This window comes from Bradyrhizobium sp. OK095 (assembly GCF_900109945.1).
In the GTDB taxonomy this organism is placed as follows: domain Bacteria; phylum Pseudomonadota; class Alphaproteobacteria; order Rhizobiales; family Xanthobacteraceae; genus Bradyrhizobium.
Genome location: NZ_FOBX01000007.1, coordinates 276,762 through 298,658 on the forward strand (window position 1 = coordinate 276,762; position 21,897 = coordinate 298,658).

The window sequence follows — 21,897 nt, forward strand, 5'->3', positions numbered from 1 at the left end:
ATCACTTTGCGATGGCGGGAAGACAGAGCGGGCGATGCTTGCCCTTGCCGATGAAGTCGAGGATCTCGGCAATCGCGGGATCTTCGCCCGCGAGCGGCTGCGCCGCGGCGAGCCGTTCGGCAAACATACCGGGCCCGTGGAAGAGCTTTTGGTAGAACGCGCGCACGGTCGCGAGCCGCTGCTTGGTGAATTTGCGCCGCTTCATGCCGATGATGTTGAGGCCCTCGAGCGCGGCGTACTGGCCGTTGACGAGGCCAAACGGAATGATGTCGTCGCGCACGCCGCAGACGCCGCCGACCATCACCTGCGGTCCGATCCGGGTGAACTGGTGCACCGCGGACAGGCCGCCGATGAAGACGAAGTCGCCGATCTCGGCGTGACCGCCGAGTGTCGCCGACGTTGCGAAGATCACGTCATTGCCGACATGGCAGTCATGGCCGACATGGCTGCAGTTCATGAAATAACCGCGGTCTCCGACCGTGGTGATGCCGCCGCCGGCGACGGTACCGGCATTCATGGTGACGGATTCGCGGATGGTGCAGCCCGAGCCGATCTGGAGCTTCGTTAGCTCGCCCCGATAGCTGAGCGACTGCGGCGGGGTGCCGAGCGAAGCAAAGGGGTAGATGGTGCAATCGTCGCCAATGGCGGTCTGCGCCGTGATGTGCACATGACCGATCAGCTTGCAGTTTCTGCCGATCACGACGTGGGGACCGATGATGCAAAAGGGTCCGATCTCGGTGCCCTCGCCGATCACGGCGCCGTCCTCGACCCGTGCGGTGGGATCAATCTTGCTCATCAAGCAATCTTACTCATCAAGAAGGTCTGATTAGGTGTTGAAGTCGTTCGGTTTTCCGCTGGTTAGCGCGACTATGCCCGATCTGTCCAGTGACGTATCATATCGGCCTGTTTCAGGTGCCGGATGAGCCGGCCCTTCAACGTGTTAATGCGGAGGTTGAAGTCATCGTGGTCAGGGCCCTGGCAATCCTGCTCGCACAGCTGGCGGCCGCTCCGATCGTCTCCGAGACTGTCGAGACCGGCGAACGCAAGCTTGTCGATCTCGGGACGTTCGAGTGCCGCGACATCACTCGCAGCACGGTACTTCAGCGGGTCTGCTACGACCGCGCGCGAGAGGACCTCATCGTCGCGATGAACGGCGCCTATGGCCGCTATTGCGGCGTGACGGCCGACACGGTCGAGCGCCTTTTGGGCGCATCGTCCATGGGCCAGTTCTTCAACCAAAACATCAAGCGCGAGGGCACGGCCGGCCGCTACGCTTGCTCCAGTCGCCACGCGTATCGGACGCGCATGCGCGTCCAGAGCAGCTGATCCCGCTCAGTCCGTCAGCATAGCGCCGACGTCGGCTTCCGCTACGACCTGGCCGTTGACCTTGGCGTCGCCGTGAAACCACCACATCGCCTTGCGGCGTCCGATCGAACGCATGTGATATTCGATGGTATCGCCGGGCAGCACGGGCTTGCGGAATTTGCACTTGTCGATGGTGAGAAAGTACACCGCGCGCGGCTTCTCGGTGCCCTCGACCGAGGTGATGCCGATGACGCCGGCGGTCTGCGCCATCGCCTCGATCATCATCACGCCGGGATAGACCGGGCGCTCCGGGAAATGCCCCTGGAAGGCCGGCTCGTTGAAGGTGACGTTCTTGATGCCAATGCCGCTGTAATCGGCGCGGATGTTGATCACGCGGTCGATCAGCAACATTGGAAAACGGTGCGGCAGCGTCCGGAGGATCGCATTGATATCCACCAGCTCGAACTTAACAGGTGATTCCGCCGTCATTCCCGTCCCTCGTTCTTCGGATCGGCCTTGCTGTCGCGTACCAGGCGCTCCACCGCGATAATTTCCTTGAACCACTGCTTGGTCGGTTTGGCAAAAAAGCCACCCCAGCGACCGTTCGGCGGGATGTCGTCCTTGACGCCGCTCATCGCGGTGACCTGCGCCCCGTCGCCGACCTTGACGTGATTGTTGATGCCAACCTTGGCTCCCAGCGCCACGTTGTCGCCGATCGTCAAGCTGCCCGCGAGCCCGATCTGGGCCGCCAGCAGGCAGTTCCGGCCGATCGTCACATTGTGGCCGATCTGGACCTGATTGTCGATTTTAGTGCCCTCCCCGATCACGGTGTCGCGCAGGGACCCGCGATCGATGGTGGTACCAGCGCCGACCTCGACGTCGTTCTGGATCAGCACGCGCCCGGTCTGCGGCACCTTCAAATGGCCTTCGGGGCCGAAAAAGATGAAGCCATAGCCGTCCTGGCCGATCGAGCAGCCGGGATGGATCAGCACGTTGTTGCCGATCAGCGCGCACTGGATCGCCGTGCGTGCCCCGACATTGCAGTCCCGGCCGATCTTGACGCCGGGGCCGATGATCACACCGGCGCCGATCACGGTGCCGCTGCCGATCTCGACGTCAGGACCAATGACAGTCAGAGGCTCGACGATGACGTCGTCCTCGAGCCGCGCCGACGGATCGATAATGGCCGACGGCGCAATGCCGTCATTGCCGAACCAGGACTGCGGGCGCAGCGCATCGCCGTGCCATTCCCTCGATATCCTGACGAAGGCCCGGAACGGCTGCGCCACCCGCAGCACGGCCACATGCGCGGGCACCTGGGCCTCGAAGCGCGGGCTCACCAGGCAAGCCCCGGCCTTGGTCGCCTTGAGCTCGTCGGCATATTTGAGATTGTCGAAGAACGCCAAATGCATCGGGCCGGCTTCATCGAGCGAAGCGAGACCCGTGATGATATGGCCGCCCCTGGCGGGATCGACCAGCTCCGCCTTGGTCAGCGCGGCAATGTCGGCCAGCGCTGAGGCAGGCGGCTTTTTGAAGAAGGTCGGCTGCGCCATTCCACCCCGTCGCGGTCCGGCTTCGGCATGAAGCGGTGAGGCCGCATCATGCCTTTTCTCATGGATTGAGCACGAACTTTTTGGAGACCGGCCCCCAACGGGGGACCGGATCATGCCCTGCTGATTGAATTAGAACGAGGTGCCGCCACCGAACCGGAATTCCTGCGTGCGGTCATTCTTGCCCTTGGTGAGTGGCACCGCGTAGTCGAAGCGCAGCGGGCCAAACGGTGACTGCCAGATCAGACCGACACCGACCGACGAGCGGACGACATTGCCGTTGTCATACACCAAGCCGGTACAAGTTCCAGGCGTGACAGTTGGGCTGATCGTCGATGCCGTACAGTTCGAGTTCTTGGTCGTGGTCGTTTCGCCGGTCAGCGCCCACGTCGTGGGACCCTGGTAGTCGTAGAGACCGCCAGCATCGGCGTAGACCGCGCCCTTCAGACCCACTTCCTTGGGCAGGAACCAGAACGGCATCTGCAATTCGAGCGAAGCGCCCCAATATTTGGTGCCGCCAAGCGCGTCCTGCGTACCGTAGGGATTCAAATCGCGCGGGCCGATGCCGTTCGGAGCAAAGCCTCGGACGAGGTTCGGGCCCATCTGGAATTGATCGAGCATGCGCAGCTCGTTGCTGCCGATCTTGTTCAGCATGCCGCTCTGCAAATGGACGAGGCCGACGATGTCCGAGACCAGCGGAGCGTAGTACTTCGCGTCGATGACCGACTTCAGGTAGGAGACGTCGCCGCCGACGCCGGCGAAGTCCTGCCGGAAATCGACGAGCAGGCCGTCGGTGGGGTTCTTGTTGTTGTCCAGCGTGTTGTAAGTCAGCGTGTAGCCGAGCGCCGAGGTCAGGGTCTTGCCGCTGGCAAGCTCCTTGCGCACCGGCAGCGATGCTTCGCCGTCGCTGTAGCAGCCGAGGCCGTTGGTCGCGCCGAAGTTGAAGCCGCTGGACGCGATATCCGCAGCGCCTTGCGCCGTGTTGGCGTACGCAGGTGACGGATTGAACGCCCCCGAACCGACGATGTTGTTACAGTTCGCCAGGTAGAACGGCAGCGTGATCTGTTGCTGGTAGATCGAGTAGCGCAGCTGCAGCGACAGATCTTCACGCAAGGAGAAGCCCAAGCGCGGCGAGAAGCCGAGCGTCTTGGTACCGTAGGAGATGTAGCTGTTGGACAGCTGCTGGCGCTGATAGAGGTCGAGGCCCAGCGCGACGCGGTAGTCGAGCAGATACGGTTCGACGAACGACAGCGAATAGCCGCGCGCATACTGGCCGTAGGTCACCGCCGCCTTGGCAAACAGGCCGCGGCCAAGCAAATTGCGTTCGGAGACCGAGACTTCGGCAAGCGCACCGTCGGTCGTGGAGTAACCGCCCGAAACCGAGAAGTCGCCGGTCGATTTCTCTTCCATGTCGACGATCAGGATGACGCGGTCGCTCGAAGAGCCGGGCTCCGTCGTGATCTTCACGCTCTTGAAATAGTCGAGGTTCTTCAGGCGCCGCTCGGCACGATCGACCAGCGCGCGGTTGTAGGCATCGCCCTCGGAGACGTCGAACTCGCGACGGATCACGTAGTCGCGCGTGCGGGTATTGCCGCGCAAATTGATGCGCTCGATATAGGTGCGCGGGCCCTCGTCGATGTTGAACACGACGGCCACCGTGTGCGCCTCGAAATTGCGGTCACCGCCGGGACGGACGACGGCGAAAGCATAACCGCGGCGCGAGGCCTCGATCTGCATCTCCTCGACCGACTTCTCGACCGATTCGACGTTGTAGAGCGAGCCGACATTGACGCGCGAATAGTTGCGCATCGAGGAGGGATCGAAGTTCGGAATGCTGGAGCGGAAATCGATCGCGCCAACGCGATATTGCGAACCTTCCTCGATCTTGAAGGTGACGTTGAAGCCCTTCTTCTCCGGATCGTATTCGGTGAGCGCGGCGACGACCTGGACGTCGGCGAAACCGTTCTTGAGATAGAAGCGGCGAAGCAGGTCGCGGTCGGCTTCGACACGATCTGGATCGTAGATGTCGCTGCTGGCGAGGAAGCTCAGCAGATTCGATTCGTGGGTCTTGATGACGTCGCGCAGGCGATAGGACGAGAACGCGCTGTTGCCGACGAAATCGATCGACTTGACGCCGGTCTTGGCGCCCTCATCGACCGTGAAGATGAGGTCGATGCGGTTGTTCGGCTGCTCGATGATCTCGGGCGTGACGCGCACGTCGTAGCGGCCGGAACGGCGATAGATCTCGGCGATACGCAGCGTATCGGACTGCACCATGGCGCGGGAGTACGTGCCGCGCGCCTTGGACTGAACTTCGCCGGTAAGCTGCTCGTCCTTGATCTTCTTGTTGCCCTCGAAGGCAATGCGGCCGATCACCGGGTTTTCCACCACGGAGACGACGATCTGGCCACCGGCGCCACGGTTGATCCGCACGTCCTGAAACAGGCCGGTCTCGATCAACGCCTTGAGGCCATCATCGATGGCGCCCTGATCCAGGCGGCCACCCGGGCCAGGCTTGAAATAGGAGCGGATGGTCTCCACCTCGACCCGGCGATTTCCTTCGACGGAAATCGACTGGACGGTCTGAGCGAACGCAGACGAAGACACAAAAGCAGCCCCAACCGGGGCAAGCACCGGCGCGCCGAACATGATCAGGGTTGCAAGCAAGCCCCCCCGGAGTCGCAGTCCAAACTTCATGCGCAACGCGCCCTTATCATTCCGTGCCAGACCCACCCCAACGCCGGTCCGGAGATTCCCCAAGTTCGAAGCCGCTTGTAGCCAATTTCCTCGGTGCCGCAAACGGCAGCAGACACCGTAATTTCAATTTCATTCCAAGACGTTGCCCAAGAGCAACGCCACAAAAAAGCCCCTATCAGGAAGCCGCCATCCGCAGGATGTCGTTGTAGGTGGCAAACACCATCAGCATCAGCACCAACCCCAGCCCGATTCGGAACCCCATCTCCTGAGTCCGCTCGGACAAGGGCCGGCCGCGAACCACTTCCGCCGCATAGAACATAAGGTGACCACCGTCGAGCAGCGGGATCGGGAACAGGTTCAAGAGGCCAATCGAGACCGACAGCACCGCACAGAGGTTGATCACGAACTGGAACCCGGCGCTGGCCGCCTGCCCCGACATCTTGGCAATGCCTAGAACGCCGCTGACCTCGTTGGGATTGCCGTTTCCGACAAACAGCGAGCCGAGGAACTTGAAGGTGCTGGTGATGATGAACCAGACCTGCTCGACCCCGATCTTCAGCGCCTCGCCGACACCGACCGGAGCGGTCGAGGTCTCACCGGCCTGCGACTTGTGCTCGACACCGAGCACACCGACACGGTGGCTGTTGCCGAACGGATCCTTGCGCTCGAGCAGCGCCGGCGTCGCGGTCAGCGCGACGATGGCGCCGTCCCGCTTCACCTCGAACGCAAGCGCCGCACCAGCGTTCATGGCAACGATTCGCTGCATGTCGGCAAAGCTCTCGATCGGCTTGCCATCGATCTGGACCACGACGTCCCCGATCTTGAAGCCGGCCGTAGCCGCAGCGCCGTCGACAACGACGCCGTCGACGCGCGCGATCGTGCTCGGCTTGCCGTAGTACAGCGCCATGCCGGCGAAAATCAGCGCGCCCAGGATGAAATTGGCGATCGGGCCGGCGGCGACGATGGCGGCGCGCGGGCCGACCTTCTTGTGGTGGAAGCTGCCGGCACGCTCTTCGGCCGTCATGGCCGCGAGCGTCTCGGAGGACGGGGTCGAGGCCTCGCTCTCGTCGCCGAAGAACTTGACGTAGCCGCCAAGCGGGATCGCCGAGATCTTCCAGCGGGTGCCGTGGCGGTCGTTGAAACCGACCAGCTCAGGTCCGAAGCCGAGCGAAAACGTTAACACGCGAACGCCCGCCCAGCGTGCGACCAGGAAATGGCCGAGCTCATGGAAGAACACGACGATCGTCAGGACGAACAGGAAGGGAACCGCGTAGCCGAGCAATCCATGGCTCAACGTATTGAAACTATGGACGAAAAAGTCAATCATCGAATTCCCTCATCCAGCGCCGCAAGGCCCTGGCCCCGAACCATCTAGGATGCCTTTAAGGCAATTTGAGGCAATAGGGCGGCAGCTCTATTTCGCGAAACATGGTCAACGGCGATTGCATCATCCGCGGAGGTCATGGGGGCCTGGTTCCCGCCCCGGATCCAGTCCTCGAGCGTCGCCTCCACCAGCCGGGCGATGGCGCCGAACCGGATCTTGCCGGCGATGAAGGCGGCAACCGCGACCTCGTTGGCGGCGTTGTAGACGGTGGTCGCCCCCTTCCCGGTCCGGAGCGAATCGTAGGCCAACCGCAGTCCTGGGAACCGCTCGAAATCCGGTGTCTCGAAGGTCAGCTGGCCGATCTTGGCAAGGTCGAGCTTGGCCGCCGGTCCCTTGATCCGGTCCGGCCAGCCGAGGCAATGGGCGATCGGCGTGCGCATGTCGGGCGAGCCGAGCTGGGCCATCACCGAGCGATCGGAGAATTCCACCATGCCGTGGATGATCGACTGCGGATGCACGAGCACGTCGATCTCGTCGGGCGAGAGCGCGAACAGATAGGACGCCTCGATCACCTCGAGGCCCTTGTTCATCATTGAGGCGGAATCGATCGTGATCTTCTGGCCCATGCTCCAGTTCGGGTGCTTCAGGGCCTGCTCGAGGGTCGCCTTCTCGATGTCGGCGGGCTTCCAGGTGCGGAACGGACCGCCCGAGGCCGTGATGATGACGCGGACCAGCTCGTCACGATTGCCCGATGCCAGCGCCTGGAACAGCGCGTTGTGCTCGGAATCGGCCGGCAGGATGCAGGCGCCCGCTTTCGCCGCGCGCTGCATGAAGAAATCACCGGCGCAAACCAGGCATTCCTTGTTGGCGAGCGCGACATGCGCGCCGCGATCGACCGCTGCCAGCGCGGGCTTCAGTCCGGCCGCGCCGCTGACCGCCGCCATCACCCAATCGGCGGGACGCGCACCGGCCTCGATCACCGCGCTTTCGCCGGCGCCGCATTCTGTGCTCGTTCCCGCAAGTGCCGCCTTGAGGTCGGCGAATTTGGAGGCGTCGGCGATCGCGACGAAGCGCGCGGAAAACTCCCTTGCGAGCTTTGCCAGCGCCTCGACATTGCTGTTCGCCGTCAAGGCTTCGACGCGGTAGCGCTCGGGCGAGGCGCGCAGCAGATCCATCGTGCTGTCGCCGATCGAGCCGGTGGCGCCGAGAACCGTGACGCTGCGGACGGTCGACGCCGCAGCCTTGTTGTTACGCAATGGGACCGCGCTCATATCCTCACCAAACCATAAGACCGCTTCCGGCGCTATGCACACCATGGCGGAGGAAGCCGATAATCCATGCCACCAGGATGGCGGCGACAAAACCGTCCAGACGGTCCAATAATCCGCCATGGCCGGGAATTAAGTGACTGGAATCCTTGACATCGAAGCGCCGCTTCACCGCGGATTCGAACAGATCACCGCAGGCCGAGACCACCGACAGGATAGCGCTGACGAGCAGAAGCGGAACCAACTTTCCGATCCCGCAAGCGGCAAAGCCGGCGGCAACCGCAAGGCTCGCCGTGAAGCCTCCGAGCGCTCCGGACCAGGTCTTCTTCGGGCTCACACGCGGCCACAATTTCGGTCCGCCAATGCTGCGGCCGGCGAAATACCCCCCGATATCGGTCGCCCAGACCACCAGCAGCACGAACATCAGCGCCGCAAAACCGCTGATGAGATCCTTTCGCACCAGGATCGAGGCCAGCAGCGCCGCCGACGCATAGGCAAAGCCGGTGGCTGCCCAGACGAACTTGCCGCGCGCGATCAGCGTCACGATCGCGCCACCGACGCAGCCGACGACGACGGAGGTCTTGAGCGCGCCGAAGGCGACGGAGGCCCCCATCATGGCGATGACGACCGTCCCTGCCCCGGTCAGCGCGGCCGAGCCTGCGCCCACCACCATCAGCCATTCCGCGAACAGCCCGATCGAGACCAAGGTCACGACAAGCGCCCACAGCCAGCCACCGGCGTAAGCGGTCGCAATGGTCAGCGGCGCCAGCACCAGCGCTGCGAGGACCCGCATCACCAGATTGCTCGGGGCAGGCTTGGCGCCCGCCGGTGCGACGTCGGGTTCGCTCACGAGGCGGTTTTCGCGACCAGGCCGCCGAAACGGCGTTCACGCCTGGCAAATTCGGCGATCGCGCTTTCCAGCGTCGCCTTGTCGAAATCGGGCCAGTGGATCGGCACGAAGACGAGCTCGCTATAAGCAGCCTGCCACATCAGGAAATTGGACAGCCGCTGCTCGCCGCTGGTGCGGATGATGAGATCGGGGTCTGGAATGTCGGGCGCATCGAGATGCGCCCCCAGCGTGTCGGCGTCGATCGAAGCAGGATCGCGCCTGCCCTCGGCGACCTCGCGCGCGAGCTTCTGCGCCGCTTTCGCGATCTCCTGCCGCGAGCCGTAATTGAAGGCGACGACGAGCGTCAGGCGCGTGTTGTCGCGCGTCAATTCCTCGGCCTCGTTGAGCAGCGCGCAGATGTCACCCTCGAGCCCATCGCGCTCGCCGATGATGCGGACCTTGACGCCGTCACGATGCAGGCTCGCCAGATCGTTGCGGATGAAGCGGCGGAGCAAGCCGAAAAGATCGCCGATCTCGCTCGCCGGGCGCGACCAGTTTTCCGAGCTGAACGAGAAGATGGTGAGATAGCGGATGCCGAGCTCGTGCGAGGCGCGCACCACGCGGCGCAGCGCCTCGACGCCGCGGCGATGCCCTTCCGCACGCGGCAGACCGCGCGCGGCCGCCCAACGCCCATTGCCATCCATGATGATGGCGACATGCGCAGGCGCGTCGGACCGGTCGGGTCCTTCCGTTGCGGGCGCGGTGGCGTTGGACATGATGGCGGCCTTAGACGGTCAGGATTTCTTTTTCCTTGGTGGCCAGCAGCTGGTCGATCTCTGTGATGGTGCTGTCGGTCGCCTTCTGCACCTCGTCGGCGTGACGCTTCTGATCGTCCTCCGACATCTCGTGATTCTTCTCGAGCTTCTTGAGCATATCGAGGCCGTCGCGGCGGACATGGCGCACGGCGACCTTGGCGGCTTCGGCGTATTTGTGCGCGACCTTCACCAGTTCCTTGCGGCGTTCCTCGTTGAGCTCGGGAATGCGCAGGCGCAGCACCTGGCCTTCGGTCGCCGGCGACAGGCCGAGATTGGAATCGACGATCGCCTTCTCCACCGGCTTGACCATCGTCTTGTCCCAAACCTGCACCGAGATCATGCGCGGCTCCGGCACGCTGACGGTGGCAAGCTGGTTCAGCGGCATGTGGCTGCCATAAGCTTCGACCTGGACCGGGTCGAGCATCGAGGCCGAGGCGCGGCCCGTGCGCAAACCGCCAAGCTCGTGCTTGAGCGATGCGACGGCACCCTGCATGCGACGCTTCACCTCGTTGAGGTCGAAATTACCCGTGGGCATCACGTTTCTCCTTCAAAATCCCGGCGACCTCTCCGCGCCCCGCCTTTTGGGGCGCGCCAGGTGAGCCGTCAGCCGGCGACGATGGTTCCGTGGCCGACGCCACGCAGTACAGCGCCGATCGAGCCCGGCTCCGCGATCGAGAACACGATGATAGGCAGCGACGTCTCGCGGGCAAGCGCGAAGGCGGTCGCATCCATCACCTTGTAGCCGCCCTCGATCGCCTGCGAATGCGTCAGGCGGTCGAATCGCGTGGCGGTCGGATCCTTCTTCGGGTCGGCCGAGTAGACGCCGTCGACATTGGTGGCCTTCAGCACCACCTGGGCACCGATCTCGGCCGCACGCAGTACCGCGGTGGTGTCGGTGGTGAAGAACGGATTGCCGGTTCCGCCGCCGAGCAACAAGATCCGGCCCTCGGCGAGGTATTTGTGCGCCGCAGTGCGGGTGAACAGCTCGGAAATCTCTGGCATGACGAAGGCCGACAACGCCCTCGCCGGCGCGCCCTTACGCTCGATCGTCGCCTCCAGCGCGAGGCAGTTCATCATGGTGGCAAGCATGCCCATGGTGTCGCCGGTCGTGCGCGACACGCCGCGCGAGGAGACCTCGACACCGCGAAAGATGTTGCCGCCGCCGATCACGACCGCAACCTCGCATCCGAGCTGACGGGCGGCGATCAAATCGTCCGCAACCCGGTCCATGGTCGGCTGATCGATGCCGAAACCCTGCTGTCCCGCGAGATACTCGCCGGACAGCTTGATCACGACGCGACGATAGACCGGATCAGTCATGAGCACTTTTCCTCGTCCGGGCGCCGCTTCCGGCGGCGCGCCGGAAGGAACGTTCCAGCGCTTACTTCTTGCCGCTGGCCGCAGCGACCTCGGCCGCGAAGTCGCTTTCCTGCTTCTCAATTCCCTCACCGAGAGCATAGCGCACAAAGCCGGCGATCTTGATCGCGCCGCCGACCTTGCCTTCGGCTTCCTTCACCGCCTGCGCCACCGACTTGCCGGTGTCGTGGATGAAGGCCTGCTCGAGCAGGCAGACTTCCTTGTAGTAGGTCTTCAGACCGGACTCGACGATCTTCTCGATCACGTTCTCGGGCTTGCCCTGCTGGCGATATTTGTCGGCGAGCACGTCCTTCTCGCGCTTGACGACCGCCGGATCGAGGCCGGTCGGGTCGAGCGCGAGCGGATTGGTGGCCGCGATATGCATGGCGATCTGGCGACCGAGCGTTGCGAGCTCGTCGGCCTTGCCCGGCGATTCCAGCGCCACGATCACGCCCATCTTGCCGGCGCCGTCAATGACGGCACCATGGACGTAGTGCGACACCACGCCCTGGCTCACTTCGAGGGAAGCTGCGCGGCGCAGCGTCATGTTCTCGCCGATGGTGGCGATCGCGTCATTGATCGCGGTCTCGATCGTGACGTCGCCGACCTTGGCGGCCTTGATCTTCTCGACATCGGCGCCGACGTCGAAGGCGACCTGGGCGACCATCTTGACGAGGCCCTGGAACTGGCCGTTGCGCGCGACGAAGTCGGTCTCGGAGTTGACCTCGACTACGACACCCTTGGTGCCCTTGGTCAGCGCGCCGATCAGGCCTTCCGCGGCGACGCGGCCGGACTTCTTGGCGGCCTTCGACAGGCCCTTCTTGCGCAGCCAATCCTGCGCCGCTTCCATGTTGCCGTCGTTTTCGGTCAGCGCGGCCTTGCAGTCCATCATGCCAGCGCCGGTCGACTCGCGCAGCTCCTTGACCATCGCAGCTGTGATCGTTGCCATCGTTGAAAATCCTTTTTGCCTGCCGGTTCGCCGCGGCGCGGCCCGATCGCCCCGCCGCGGTCCATCTCAGGAATTCGCGTCAACTGAATGAAATGGTGGCCGGAGTTGATCCGGCCAACCCATCGCTCTTTTTGACTATTCCGCTTCCGCGGTCAGCGCCTTGGCCTTGGCGACCCACGCATCGGCGCGGCTGGGGAGACCAACCTCTTCGCCGATCTTGTGCGCGGTGGCGTGATCGAGCTCGGCGAGCTGCCAGAAATGGAAAATACCGAGGTCGTTGAACTTCTTCTCGATCTCGCCCGACACGCCCGGGAGCTTCTTGAGGTCGTCGGAGGTGCCGCGCGGACCGGCAAGGCCCTGGAAGCCGCTCGTGGCCGGCAGCTCTTCTGCGACCGGACGAACCGATGCGCCGACGTCGACGCCCGAATCGCCTTGAGCGCGCGAAATGCCATCGATCGCAGCGCGCGCGATCAGGTCGCAATACAGCGCGATGGCGCGGCCGGCGTCGTCATTGCCCGGCACCACATAGGTGATGCCCTTCGGGTCCGAATTGGTGTCGACGATCGCGGCGACCGGGATGTTGAGCCGCTGGGCTTCCTGGATCGCGATGTCTTCCTTGTTGGTGTCGATCACGAAGATCAGGTCGGGCAGACCGCCCATGTCCTTGATGCCACCGAGCGAGCGGTCGAGCTTGTCGCGCTCGCGCTGAAGCGTCAGGCGCTCCTTCTTGGTGTAGGAGGAGGCATCACCGCCGGCGAGCACGTCGTCGAGGTGACGCAGGCGCTTGATCGAGCCCGAGATCGTCTTCCAGTTGGTCAGCGTGCCGCCGAGCCAGCGCGAATTGACGAAGTACTGCGCGCAGCGCTTGGCAGCGTCCGCGACGCCGTCCTGCGCCTGGCGCTTGGTGCCGACGAACAGGATGCGGCCGCCCTTGGCGACGGTGTCACTGACCGCCTGCAAGGCCGTGTGCAGCAGCGGCACGGTCTGGGCGAGGTCGACGATGTGAATGTTGTTGCGGGCGCCGAAAATGAACGGTGCCATTTTCGGATTCCAGCGGTGAGACTGGTGGCCAAAGTGCACGCCGGCTTCGAGAAGCTGACGCATAGTGAAATCGGGTACTGCCATCGTTCTAATTCTCCGGTTGGTTCCTCCGGAAGCGTGTGAGCAAAACGGAGCGTTGTCGCCCCGGCTGCCACCGGACGGCCTTGTGAGCCATGCTTCCGTGTGAGATGGCGCGCTGTATAGCGCCATTTCGGCCAGAAGCAAGGAAATAAGGCCTTTCGGGGCTTTTACCGCCCGCGAAAGGCCCAATCCGGCATTTCCGCCCTGCCCGCTAGCACTTTGGCTGGTTGGGCGGGCATTTTTTTGGGGCCGCAGGGCGTGGTGGTGGCGCGGCCGGCCGCGGCGGCGGGGCTGCAGCCACCCGGGGCGGCGGTGGCGGCGCCGGACGGGCCACAGGCGGTGGCGCGGGCCGAGCAGCTGCGACCGGCGGCCGCGGTGGCGGCGCAGCCATCCGCGGCGGCGGCGGAGGCGTCGGCCTTGCAACCGCCTGCGGACGCGGCGCTGCCGGCACCGGCTTTGCGGCCTGTACGGGCGGAGGTGCGGCCCGCTGATTCTGCGGCTTGATCGGTTCCCGCGCAGCGACCGGCGGCGGCGACGTCGTCGGTTTCACCGAGGTCACGGCCGGCTTGCCCGCCGGAGTGGTGGTGGGCGGGGTCACCGCCGGCTCATGCGCCAGTGATTTCGCATGCGGATCCGGGCCACCGACCGCCGGGGTCTGCGCCGCGGGCGGCTTGGAGCTCAGTGTGGTCGCGGCGTTGGCCGGCGCCGTCGCCGTGTTGGGATGGGCCTGCGGCAGGCCGTTGGCGGGCGCCGTGGCCGTGGGCGCCAGCCGATTCGGCGCAGCTCCGATTGGTGCGGCCGGCGTGTTCTGGGTCCCCGGAACCGGCAGCACGTGGCCAGCCGCCGGCGGTGCCGTCGGCGGCGCGACCGCGGTCGGCGTGGCGTTGACCGGCTTCACGAGCATCGCGGCCGGCTTTGCCGTCGGGTTGCTGACCAACGCCGCCTGGCTCGGCTTGAGCTGCTGGTTCGGATTGGCCTGGATCCCCTGAGCCTGCTGCTTCACGGCCGTCGGCACCTGCGTCATCCCGGACGCGCGCCCGGGCCCGTTCGCTGCAATGGCTGCAGCCGCGGCGGCATTGCCGGCCGGCAACGGAGCCGGCGGCTGGTTGATCACAGTGTTGATGACCGTGGTGTTGTGGATGTTCTGGTAGATGATGTTGTTCGGCGGCGGCGCGACATAGACCGGCGCCCTGACGAACACCGGGATCGGCACGAACACCGGCTGCGGCAGCACGAACAGCCCGACGACGGCGAGCGGCGGAGCCAGCACGATGAAGTCCGGCGGCGGCGGCGGCAGGTAATAGACCGGCGGCGGCGGTGGCGGCGCAAAGCCGAACACGGGATCACCGAACAGCAGCACCGGACGGTCGACATAGACCACCTCCTCCGGGGGCGGTGGCGGCACGTCATAGTCGATCATCGCAAAAGTCGGCGGCGGCTCGACCGGCGCGGTGAGGATGGCGAGACGGCGACGCGCATCGCCCGCATGCGGGCCACGCGAATAGCGGCGCAGATACGACCAGTACGCTTCCGGCGTGTCGGTGCGGTAGGTCCGCCGCCAAGTGATCGCCTCGCGCCGCGCCGCGACGATCGCCATCACGCGCCTGGACATCGGATCATTCGGATAGGCCCCGAGAAACTCCTCATAGGCCGGCAGCGTGTCGCGTTGGAGCGCGGCGGCATAGGCATCCTGCACGCCGAGATCCCGAATCGGCTTGCTCCTGATAGCGGCGACCTGGTCCGGTGCCGTCTCCGGCGGCGCGTCGGGCCCGCGCTCGAAGAACGAGAATGGCGCCGAGATCTTCTGCTCGTTCCAGGGCACCTGCGCGCCCTTGCTGGCTTCGTTGACGCGCAGCCGGAGGCGGTCGAAGACCTCAGCCAGCGGCAGGCCGCCGGTGCGGATCATCTCGGCCAGCGACTGCGCATAGATGCCGTACGGGCCGGGCTCGTCCGGTGCCACCGTGCCGGGCGCGGCATTGAACGCGATCAGCATGTTCGGATCGGGCTCGACCAGCGCCAACCCGCTCGCGATCGGCTGGCCGCCCTCGATGAAGGGCTGCGCGCGCGCGGCATCGAGCACGACGATGTTGGCCTTGAGCGGAATGGAGGCGAGCTGGCGCGCATAGTCGCTGATGCGCAAGCCTTCGGTCGGAATGTCGGTGTCGCGCGCGATGTTGGAATCGACCGGGATGAAATAGTTCTCGCCGGCAAGCTGCACGCCATAGCCGGCCAGATAGATCATCGCGACGGTGCCCGGTCCAGAGGCCTGCGCCTTCTGGATGAAATCGCGAAGACTCTTGCGCAGCGTGTCGCCGTCGAGATCGCGCGCGCCGACCACGTCGAAGCCCGCCGCCTGCAGCGTCTGCGCGATCAGGCCGGCATCGTTGGCGGTGGTCGCCAGCGGCGATTTGGCATAGGCGCCGTTGCCGACCACGAGCGCGATGCGCTTTTCCTGCTGCTGCGCGCGCGCCGGATCTGGCGCGCCTGCGGCGAGGAACAGGATCGGCAGGAGAAAACAGAGGAAGGCCTTGTTGGTCCCACGCATGGCTTGTGCCCGCTTTTGTTGTTGAGGTGCCACCGCGCATGAGACGCGCGGCCGGCTGAATGACACTTGAACGAAAAGCGCCGATTGAGGCGGCGGCATGGCGCCCCCGCCCCTGTCAAACCCCTGTGTCAGGCCTGCGTAAGCCTCGCGACCGCACTGCGGCGCGAGCCCCCTCGGGTCGTTCAGCCCTGCGCGATCAGATCGACCGTGCCCGTCGTGAGCCGATAGATGCCGCCGACGACCTTCAGCTTGCCCTGCTCCACGGCGGCATTGAGGATCGGCGCGGCCGTCTTCAGCTTGGCGATGTTGTCGATCACGTTCTGCCGGATCGCCTTGTTGAGGACGTCCCCGCCCTGCTGCATCGCAGCCTTGGCGGCGGGTGCGATCGCGTCAACCAGCGAGGGAATGTGGCCCGGCGGCGGCTTGTCGTCCTTGATCGCTTTCAGCGTCGCATCGACCGCGCCGCAGGCATCATGGCCGAGAACCAGGATCAGCGGTGCGCCCAACACCGCGACCGCGTATTCCATGCTGGCAATGGTCTCGGTGCCGGCGAAATTTCCGGCAACGCGGCAGACGAAGAGATCGCCGCGGCCGGTGTCGAAGGCGTATTCCGGCGCGATGCGCGAATCTGCGCAGCTCAGCACGGCGGCGAACGGATTCTGTCCGCCGGCCAGTGCCTCGCGCTCGTGCTTGAAATCATGCCGCCGTGATACGCCCGAGACGTAGCGCGCGTTGCCATCCATCAATCGTTTCAACGATGCGTCGGGCGACAGCACGTTCTGCGGCTTGGGCGGCTGCTTGGTTTCCTTTGCCAAGGCGCCGTTGGCGAAAACCCCGCCGGCGAAGGCCATGCCAAACGCAGCGGCGCCAAACAGCATCGCGGACCGCCGTGACGGCGCGATGTCTTGATGCAGAGATTCATGATGCAGAGATTCAGAGCACTTGTCGCACATGTGACGTTTCCCCAGGGACTATGGACGAATGGAAGCGTCGCGATGATAGGTGCGCTGGTATGAAGAAACCACCAATGACGATTGATGCAACTGATGATTGCTGCAACGCGAACGATGCTGCAAAGCCGAAGCGGTCGTTCGCCTCGCGCGCGGCGACTGCATAGAGCTGCGCCCACCTGCATATATTCAAGATCGGCTGCTAGAGCATGATCCGAAAAAAGGGCAGCTATTCTGTCTCACGACAAACGCGCCAGGCGTTTGCGCGGAGATCATGCTCCAACAATGATCCCAAGCACGATGATGATTATTCCAGATATCATCACGGTTTAGATCTGCTGCACGTCCACCACGCCCGCGACCGCCTTGATGGCGCCGGCGATCTGCGGCGAGACCTTGAAGCGGCCGGGCAGCTTCATCTCCACCTCGGTCTCAAGATCGAGCATCATCACCAGCGAGACCTCGCCGTCGCCGTTGGAGCGCGGCGCAATCCCCGGGCTGCCGATCTTCGGCGCGGCACCGTTCGACGCGGCGGCGTCGGGACCGGCGAGGCGCTTGGCGATCGAGTCCAGCGACTTGGTATCGCGCACGAAGATGCGCAGGCCCTTCTGGGTCTTGGCGGCGGCGTCATCGAGCGGCTCGGCATGCAGCACGCGGGCGCGGACATCCTCGCCCTGCAATTCTGCGCCGAGCTGGAGCAGCACGGCCGCACCCGGCTCCAGCACGTCGCGATATTGCGCGAGCCCTTCGGAAAACAGCACCGCCTCAAAGTGACCCGTGGGATCGGAAAGTCCCATGATGCCCATCTTGTTGCCGGTCTTGGTGCGCCGCTCCATGCGCGACACAACGGTGGCCGCGACCTTGCCGGCGGTGGCGCCGGTCTTCACCGCGCGCGAGAACTCGGCCCAGCTCTGCACGCGCAGGCGCTTCAGCACCGTCGCATAATCGTCGAGCGGATGTCCCGACAGGAAGAAGCCGATCGCATCATACTCGCGGCGCAGCCGCTCGGCCGGCAGCCACGGCTCGATCTGCGGCAGCATGATGGTCGGCGCATCCGCCGAGCTGCCGAACATGTCGTTCTGGCCAATGGTCTCGGCCTGATGCGCCCGCTGGCAGGCAGCCAAAATCGAGTCGGCACCGGCGAAGACGCGGGCGCGGTTCGGCTCCAACGTGTCGAAGGCGCCGGCGGCGGCAAGACTTTCGATGATGCGCTTGTTGACCGCGCGCGGATTGACCCGCGCGGCGAAGTCGGCGAGCGAGGTGAACAGCCCCTTCTTCGTCCGCTCCTCGATGATCTGCTCGACGGCCTGAATGCCGACGCCCTTGAGCGCTGCGAGCGCGTAGTAGATCGTCTTGTCGCCGACCTCGAAGGTCGCACCGGAGCGGTTGATGTTGGGCGGCTCGAGCTTGATGCCGAGGCGCTGCGCCTCGGAGCGGAATTCGGAAAGCTTGTCCGTGTTGTTCAGATCGAGCGTCATCGACGCCGCGATGAACTCGACCGGATAATGCGCCTTCATGTAGGCGGTGTGGTAGGACACCAGCGCGTAGGCCGCCGCGTGGCTCTTGTTGAAGCCGTAATCGGCGAACTTCGCCAGCAGCTCGAAGATGGTATCGGCCTGCGCTTTCGGCACGCCGTTCTTCACCGCGCCCGCGACGAAGATCTCGCGCTGCTTCTCCATCTCGGCGCGGATCTTCTTGCCCATGGCGCGGCGCAGCAGGTCGGCGTCGCCGAGCGAATAGCCGGACATCACCTGCGCGATCTGCATCACCTGTTCCTGGTAGATGATGACGCCGAAGGTTTCCTTCAGGATCGGCTCCAGCACGGGATGCAGATATTCCGGCTCCTCGTCGCCATGCTTGCGCAGGCAATAGGTCGGGATGTTCGCCATCGGACCCGGGCGATACAGCGCGACCAGCGCGATGATGTCCTCGAACCGGTCGGGGCGCATGTCGACCAGCGCGCGACGCATGCCCTGGCTTTCAACCTGGAACACGCCGACCACCTCGCCGCGCGCCAGCATCTGGTAGCTTTCGGCATCGTCGATCGGCAGCGTCGCCAGATCGACATGGATGTCGCGCGGCTTGAGCAGTTTGCAGGCGACGTCGAGCACCGTCAGCGTCTTCAGGCCGAGGAAGTCAAATTTGACGAGGCCCGCCGGCTCGACCCATTTCATGTTGAACTGGGTCACCGGCATGTCCGACTTCGGATCGCGGTACATCGGCACGAGTTCGCTCAAGGGGCGATCGCCGATCACGATGCCGGCCGCGTGCGTCGAGGCGTGGCGGGTCAGGCCTTCGAGGCGCTGCGCGATGTCGAAGGCACGCGCCACCACCGGGTCTTCATCGCGAAACGCCTGCAGCTTCGGCTCGCTCTCGATCGCGGCAGCCAGCGTGACGGGCGCGGCCGGATTCTGCGGCACCAGTTTCGTCAGCTTGTCGACCTGCCCGTAAGGCATCTGCAGCACGCGGCCGACGTCGCGCAGCACTCCGCGCGCCTGCAGCGTACCGAAGGTGATGATCTGCGCGACCTGGTCGCGACCGTAGCGCTCCTGGACGTACTTGATCACCTCGCCGCGGCGGTCCTGGCAGAAATCGATGTCGAAGTCCGGCATCGAGACGCGTTCGGGATTGAGGAAGCGCTCGAACAGCAGGCCGAACTTGATCGGATCGAGGTCAGTGATGGTCAGCGCCCACGCGACCAGCGAGCCTGCGCCGGAGCCGCGGCCCGGCCCGACCGGAATGCCTTGGCCCTTCGCCCATTTGATGAAGTCGGCCACGATCAGGAAGTAGCCCGCGTACTTCATGCGCATGATCACGTCGAGCTCGAACGCCAGGCGCTTGCTATAATCTTCGTCCGTCATGCCCTGCGACAGGCCGTGCACGCGCAGGCGGTTGGCGAGCCCCTCCTCCGCCTGACGCTTCAGTTCGGCCGCCTCGACGGCGGCAGCATCGGAGCTTGCGGCGGCGCCGACCGTGAAGAACGGCAGGATCGGCTTGCGCGTCATCGGGCGGAACGAGCAGCGCTCGGCGATCTCCACCGTGGACGCCAGCGCCTCTGGAATGTCGGCGAACAGCACCGCCATTTCCGCACGCGTCTTGAAACGGTGATCGGGCGTAAGCTGCAAGCGATCGGTCTCGGCGATCAGCCGGCCGCCGGCGATGCACAGCAGCGCATCATGCGCCTCGTAATCGTCGGTCGACGCGAAATACGGCTCGTTGGTCGCGACCAACGGCAGGCCTTTGGCATAGGCGATGTCGATCAGGGCGCTCTCGACGCGCCGCTCCTTGTCGAGATTGTGACGCTGCAATTCGATATAGAGCCGGTCGCCGAACAGATTGGCGAGACGCTCGCAGCGCGCGGCCGCAACCTCAGTCTGGCCGCTCGCAAGCGCGAGCGAGATCGGCCCGTCGGGGCCGCCGGTCAGTACGATCAGGCCTTCGGTCTCTCCGTCGAACCAATCGAACTTGATGAACGGCGCGTGGCTGTCGGGCGATTCGAGGAACGCGCGGGAATTCAACCGCATCAGACTGCGGTAACCGCGCTCCTGCGCGGCCAGCAGCACCACCCGCGAGGGCGGAAGCGCGTTGCGCGCGTTGGGATCCTGGTCGCCGAAATCGATCGCAAGCTCGCAGCCGACGATCGGCTGGATGCCGGAGCCCGCCATCTTGTCGGAGAACTCCAGCGCGCCGAACAGATTGTCGGTGTCGGTCAGCGCCAGGGCCGGCTGGTGATCTTTCTTCGCAAGCTCGGCGAGCTTGGCGATCTTGATCGAGCCCTTGAGCAGCGAATAGGCCGAGTGAACGTGAAGGTGGACAAATCCGGCGCTCGGCATGGTCGGCTGACGGCCTCTTGCAGATGTGATGGAGCGGTCGCCGGCTCCAGGAGATCACGGGGACACCCCCTCCCGGCCGACTCGCCTCACAATGGTGGGGCGTCACGCTGCGAGAGTCCACGCCGGAGCGGTTGATCAGCCGCGTCGTCCCGCTTTTCCCCAACCGGGCCAGCATGGAGCTGCGGAATCAGAGCTGGGGTATGACTTGCGCCCAGATTGCGATCATCCCGACGAACAGTGCGATCGACGCCAGGGCTGCGGCTTCTTCCACGAAAATCCTGAACATGGCTTGCTCCATCACTAGAACGTATGAAGAACATTGTTCTCATTTCGTTCTCGGGAGTCAAGCGCTCTCGCGCACCTCAAAATGCGATGGTTAACTCGCTGAATTCACGCATAAAAAAGCCCCGGCGCAAAGGCCGGGGCTTTTCGCAACCGCTTCTTGCGAAGCGATCAGTCTCAGTAACGGCCGATGATCGGGCCGCCGAACTTGTAGTTCAGGCGGACGAGACCCATGTCGACATCCTGCTTGATGCTGTCGGTCTTCAGACCCGCGAAGGTGACGTCCTTGTCGGACAGGAAGATGTGGTTGTACTCCACACCCACCGACCAGTTCGGCGCAAAACCGTATTCGAGGCCGGCGCCGACGGTGCCGCCCCAGCGGGTGTCGCTGTTCGAAGCGAGCAGACCGCCAGTGGCGGTGCTGAACGCCTCGTTCTTGACACCGACGACGGCCGCGCCGCCCTTGGCGTACACGAGCACGTTGTTCCAGGCGTAGCCGACCTGACCGGTGATCAGACCGAACGAGTCGATCTTCGTCCGGTTGCGCTGAGCCAGCAGCGAGCTGGTGTTGTCGCCGGTGAAGTCAGCCCAGTTGCCCTGACCTTCGACGCCGAACACCCACTGGCCAGCCTGCCAGCGATAGCCGACCTGGCCACCGACCGTGCCGCCGGTCGCATCGTGCGAGCCTTCGCGGCCCACGCCAGAGAGATCCCAGGTGGTGCGAGCCGAAGCGCCGCCGCCGTTGATGCCGATGTAGAAGCCGCTCCAGTCATAGACCGTGGCGATCATCGCAGGCGCCTTGGTGTAAGGCCGCGCAGCGAGGTCGGCAGCAAGCGCCGGTGCAGTCGCGCCGAGCGCGACGAGGCTCACAGCAGCAAGCAACAGATTCTTGTTCATTTGATTCCCGTTCCAGTTTCGTCGTTAGGCCCCCGGGCCGTGGCGTCGTCATAACAGCGCGCGACGGAATTGCTGTAACCTCGACGCAACAGTCACAGCCAAAGGCCCCGAGCTTCATGAATGAAGATTTAGAAAGACGCACTGGAAACCCTTTGAAACAAGAGTTTTCAGCAAT

At 64.5% G+C, this 21,897-nt stretch carries 17 protein-coding genes; 1 reads left to right on the forward strand and 16 read right to left on the reverse strand.

Annotation, left to right across the window (positions count from 1 at the left end; all coding sequences use genetic code 11):
• Position 1: 1 nt before the first annotated feature.
• The gene (gene lpxA, locus BMW89_RS20280) at positions 2-796 is read right to left on the reverse strand and encodes an acyl-ACP--UDP-N-acetylglucosamine O-acyltransferase (protein WP_092028758.1); all 795 of its coding nucleotides are present in this window, start codon (positions 794-796) and stop codon (positions 2-4) included.
• Positions 797-963: 167 nt separating this feature from the next.
• Here lpxA and BMW89_RS20285 point away from each other — a divergent pair, with 167 nt between their 5' ends.
• A complete protein-coding gene (locus tag BMW89_RS20285) occupies positions 964-1,326 on the forward strand; it encodes a KTSC domain-containing protein (protein WP_092028932.1) in 363 nt (120 codons plus the stop codon).
• A 6-nt stretch (positions 1,327-1,332) separates the two neighbouring features.
• Here the strand turns inward: BMW89_RS20285 and fabZ are convergent, their stop codons facing one another.
• The 15 genes from fabZ to BMW89_RS20360 form a co-directional block, all read right to left on the reverse strand.
• Positions 1,333-1,794: a 3-hydroxyacyl-ACP dehydratase FabZ gene (gene fabZ, locus BMW89_RS20290; RefSeq protein WP_092028759.1), complete on the reverse strand. Its 462-nt coding sequence runs from the start codon at positions 1,792-1,794 to the stop codon at positions 1,333-1,335.
• Positions 1,791-2,858 (reverse strand): UDP-3-O-(3-hydroxymyristoyl)glucosamine N-acyltransferase, encoded by a 1,068-nt coding sequence (gene lpxD / locus BMW89_RS20295; RefSeq protein WP_092028760.1) that lies wholly within the window; start codon positions 2,856-2,858, stop codon positions 1,791-1,793. The genes fabZ and lpxD overlap by 4 nt, the downstream gene beginning before the upstream one ends.
• 129 nt (positions 2,859-2,987) lie before the next feature.
• Positions 2,988-5,552 (reverse strand): outer membrane protein assembly factor BamA, encoded by a 2,565-nt coding sequence (gene bamA / locus BMW89_RS20300; protein WP_092028761.1) that lies wholly within the window; start codon positions 5,550-5,552, stop codon positions 2,988-2,990.
• 175 nt (positions 5,553-5,727) lie between these two features.
• A complete protein-coding gene (gene rseP / locus BMW89_RS20305; protein ID WP_092028762.1) occupies positions 5,728-6,879 on the reverse strand; it encodes an RIP metalloprotease RseP in 1,152 nt (383 codons plus the stop codon).
• Positions 6,880-6,923: 44 nt separating this feature from the next.
• Positions 6,924-8,147 carry a 1-deoxy-D-xylulose-5-phosphate reductoisomerase gene (gene dxr / locus BMW89_RS20310; protein WP_092028763.1) on the reverse strand — a complete coding sequence of 408 codons (1,224 nt, stop codon included), beginning with the start codon at positions 8,145-8,147 and terminating at the stop codon, positions 6,924-6,926.
• 4 nt (positions 8,148-8,151) lie between these two features.
• Positions 8,152-8,994, reverse strand: a complete 843-nt coding sequence (locus BMW89_RS20315; protein ID WP_092028764.1) for a phosphatidate cytidylyltransferase — start codon at positions 8,992-8,994, stop codon at positions 8,152-8,154.
• Positions 8,991-9,749, reverse strand: a complete 759-nt coding sequence (locus BMW89_RS20320; RefSeq protein ID WP_092028765.1) for an isoprenyl transferase — start codon at positions 9,747-9,749, stop codon at positions 8,991-8,993. The genes BMW89_RS20315 and BMW89_RS20320 overlap by 4 nt, the downstream gene beginning before the upstream one ends.
• Before the next feature lie 10 nt (positions 9,750-9,759).
• Positions 9,760-10,323 carry a ribosome recycling factor gene (frr, locus tag BMW89_RS20325; protein ID WP_092028766.1) on the reverse strand — a complete coding sequence of 188 codons (564 nt, stop codon included), beginning with the start codon at positions 10,321-10,323 and terminating at the stop codon, positions 9,760-9,762.
• 68 nt (positions 10,324-10,391) lie between these two features.
• Entirely contained in the window at positions 10,392-11,108 is a 717-nt protein-coding gene (pyrH, locus tag BMW89_RS20330; protein ID WP_092028767.1) for a UMP kinase, read from the reverse strand.
• Between the two features lie 61 nt (positions 11,109-11,169).
• On the reverse strand, positions 11,170-12,093 hold the full coding sequence (gene tsf, locus BMW89_RS20335; RefSeq protein ID WP_092028768.1) for a translation elongation factor Ts: 924 nt from the start codon (positions 12,091-12,093) through the stop codon (positions 11,170-11,172).
• Positions 12,094-12,228: 135 nt separating this feature from the next.
• Positions 12,229-13,218 (reverse strand): 30S ribosomal protein S2, encoded by a 990-nt coding sequence (locus tag BMW89_RS20340; protein ID WP_092028769.1) that lies wholly within the window; start codon positions 13,216-13,218, stop codon positions 12,229-12,231.
• Between the two features lie 208 nt (positions 13,219-13,426).
• Complete coding sequence (locus tag BMW89_RS20345) at positions 13,427-15,760, reverse strand: caspase family protein (RefSeq protein ID WP_092028770.1); 2,334 nt, start codon at positions 15,758-15,760, stop codon at positions 13,427-13,429.
• A 182-nt stretch (positions 15,761-15,942) separates the two neighbouring features.
• Positions 15,943-16,713, reverse strand: coding sequence for a carbonic anhydrase (locus BMW89_RS20350; RefSeq protein WP_092028771.1), 771 nt, complete (start codon positions 16,711-16,713; stop codon positions 15,943-15,945).
• Positions 16,714-17,039: 326 nt separating this feature from the next.
• On the reverse strand, positions 17,040-20,543 hold the full coding sequence (gene dnaE, locus BMW89_RS20355; protein WP_092028772.1) for a DNA polymerase III subunit alpha: 3,504 nt from the start codon (positions 20,541-20,543) through the stop codon (positions 17,040-17,042).
• Positions 20,544-21,002: 459 nt separating this feature from the next.
• On the reverse strand, positions 21,003-21,722 hold the full coding sequence (locus tag BMW89_RS20360) for an outer membrane protein (protein WP_092028773.1): 720 nt from the start codon (positions 21,720-21,722) through the stop codon (positions 21,003-21,005).
• Positions 21,723-21,897: the final 175 nt, after the last annotated feature.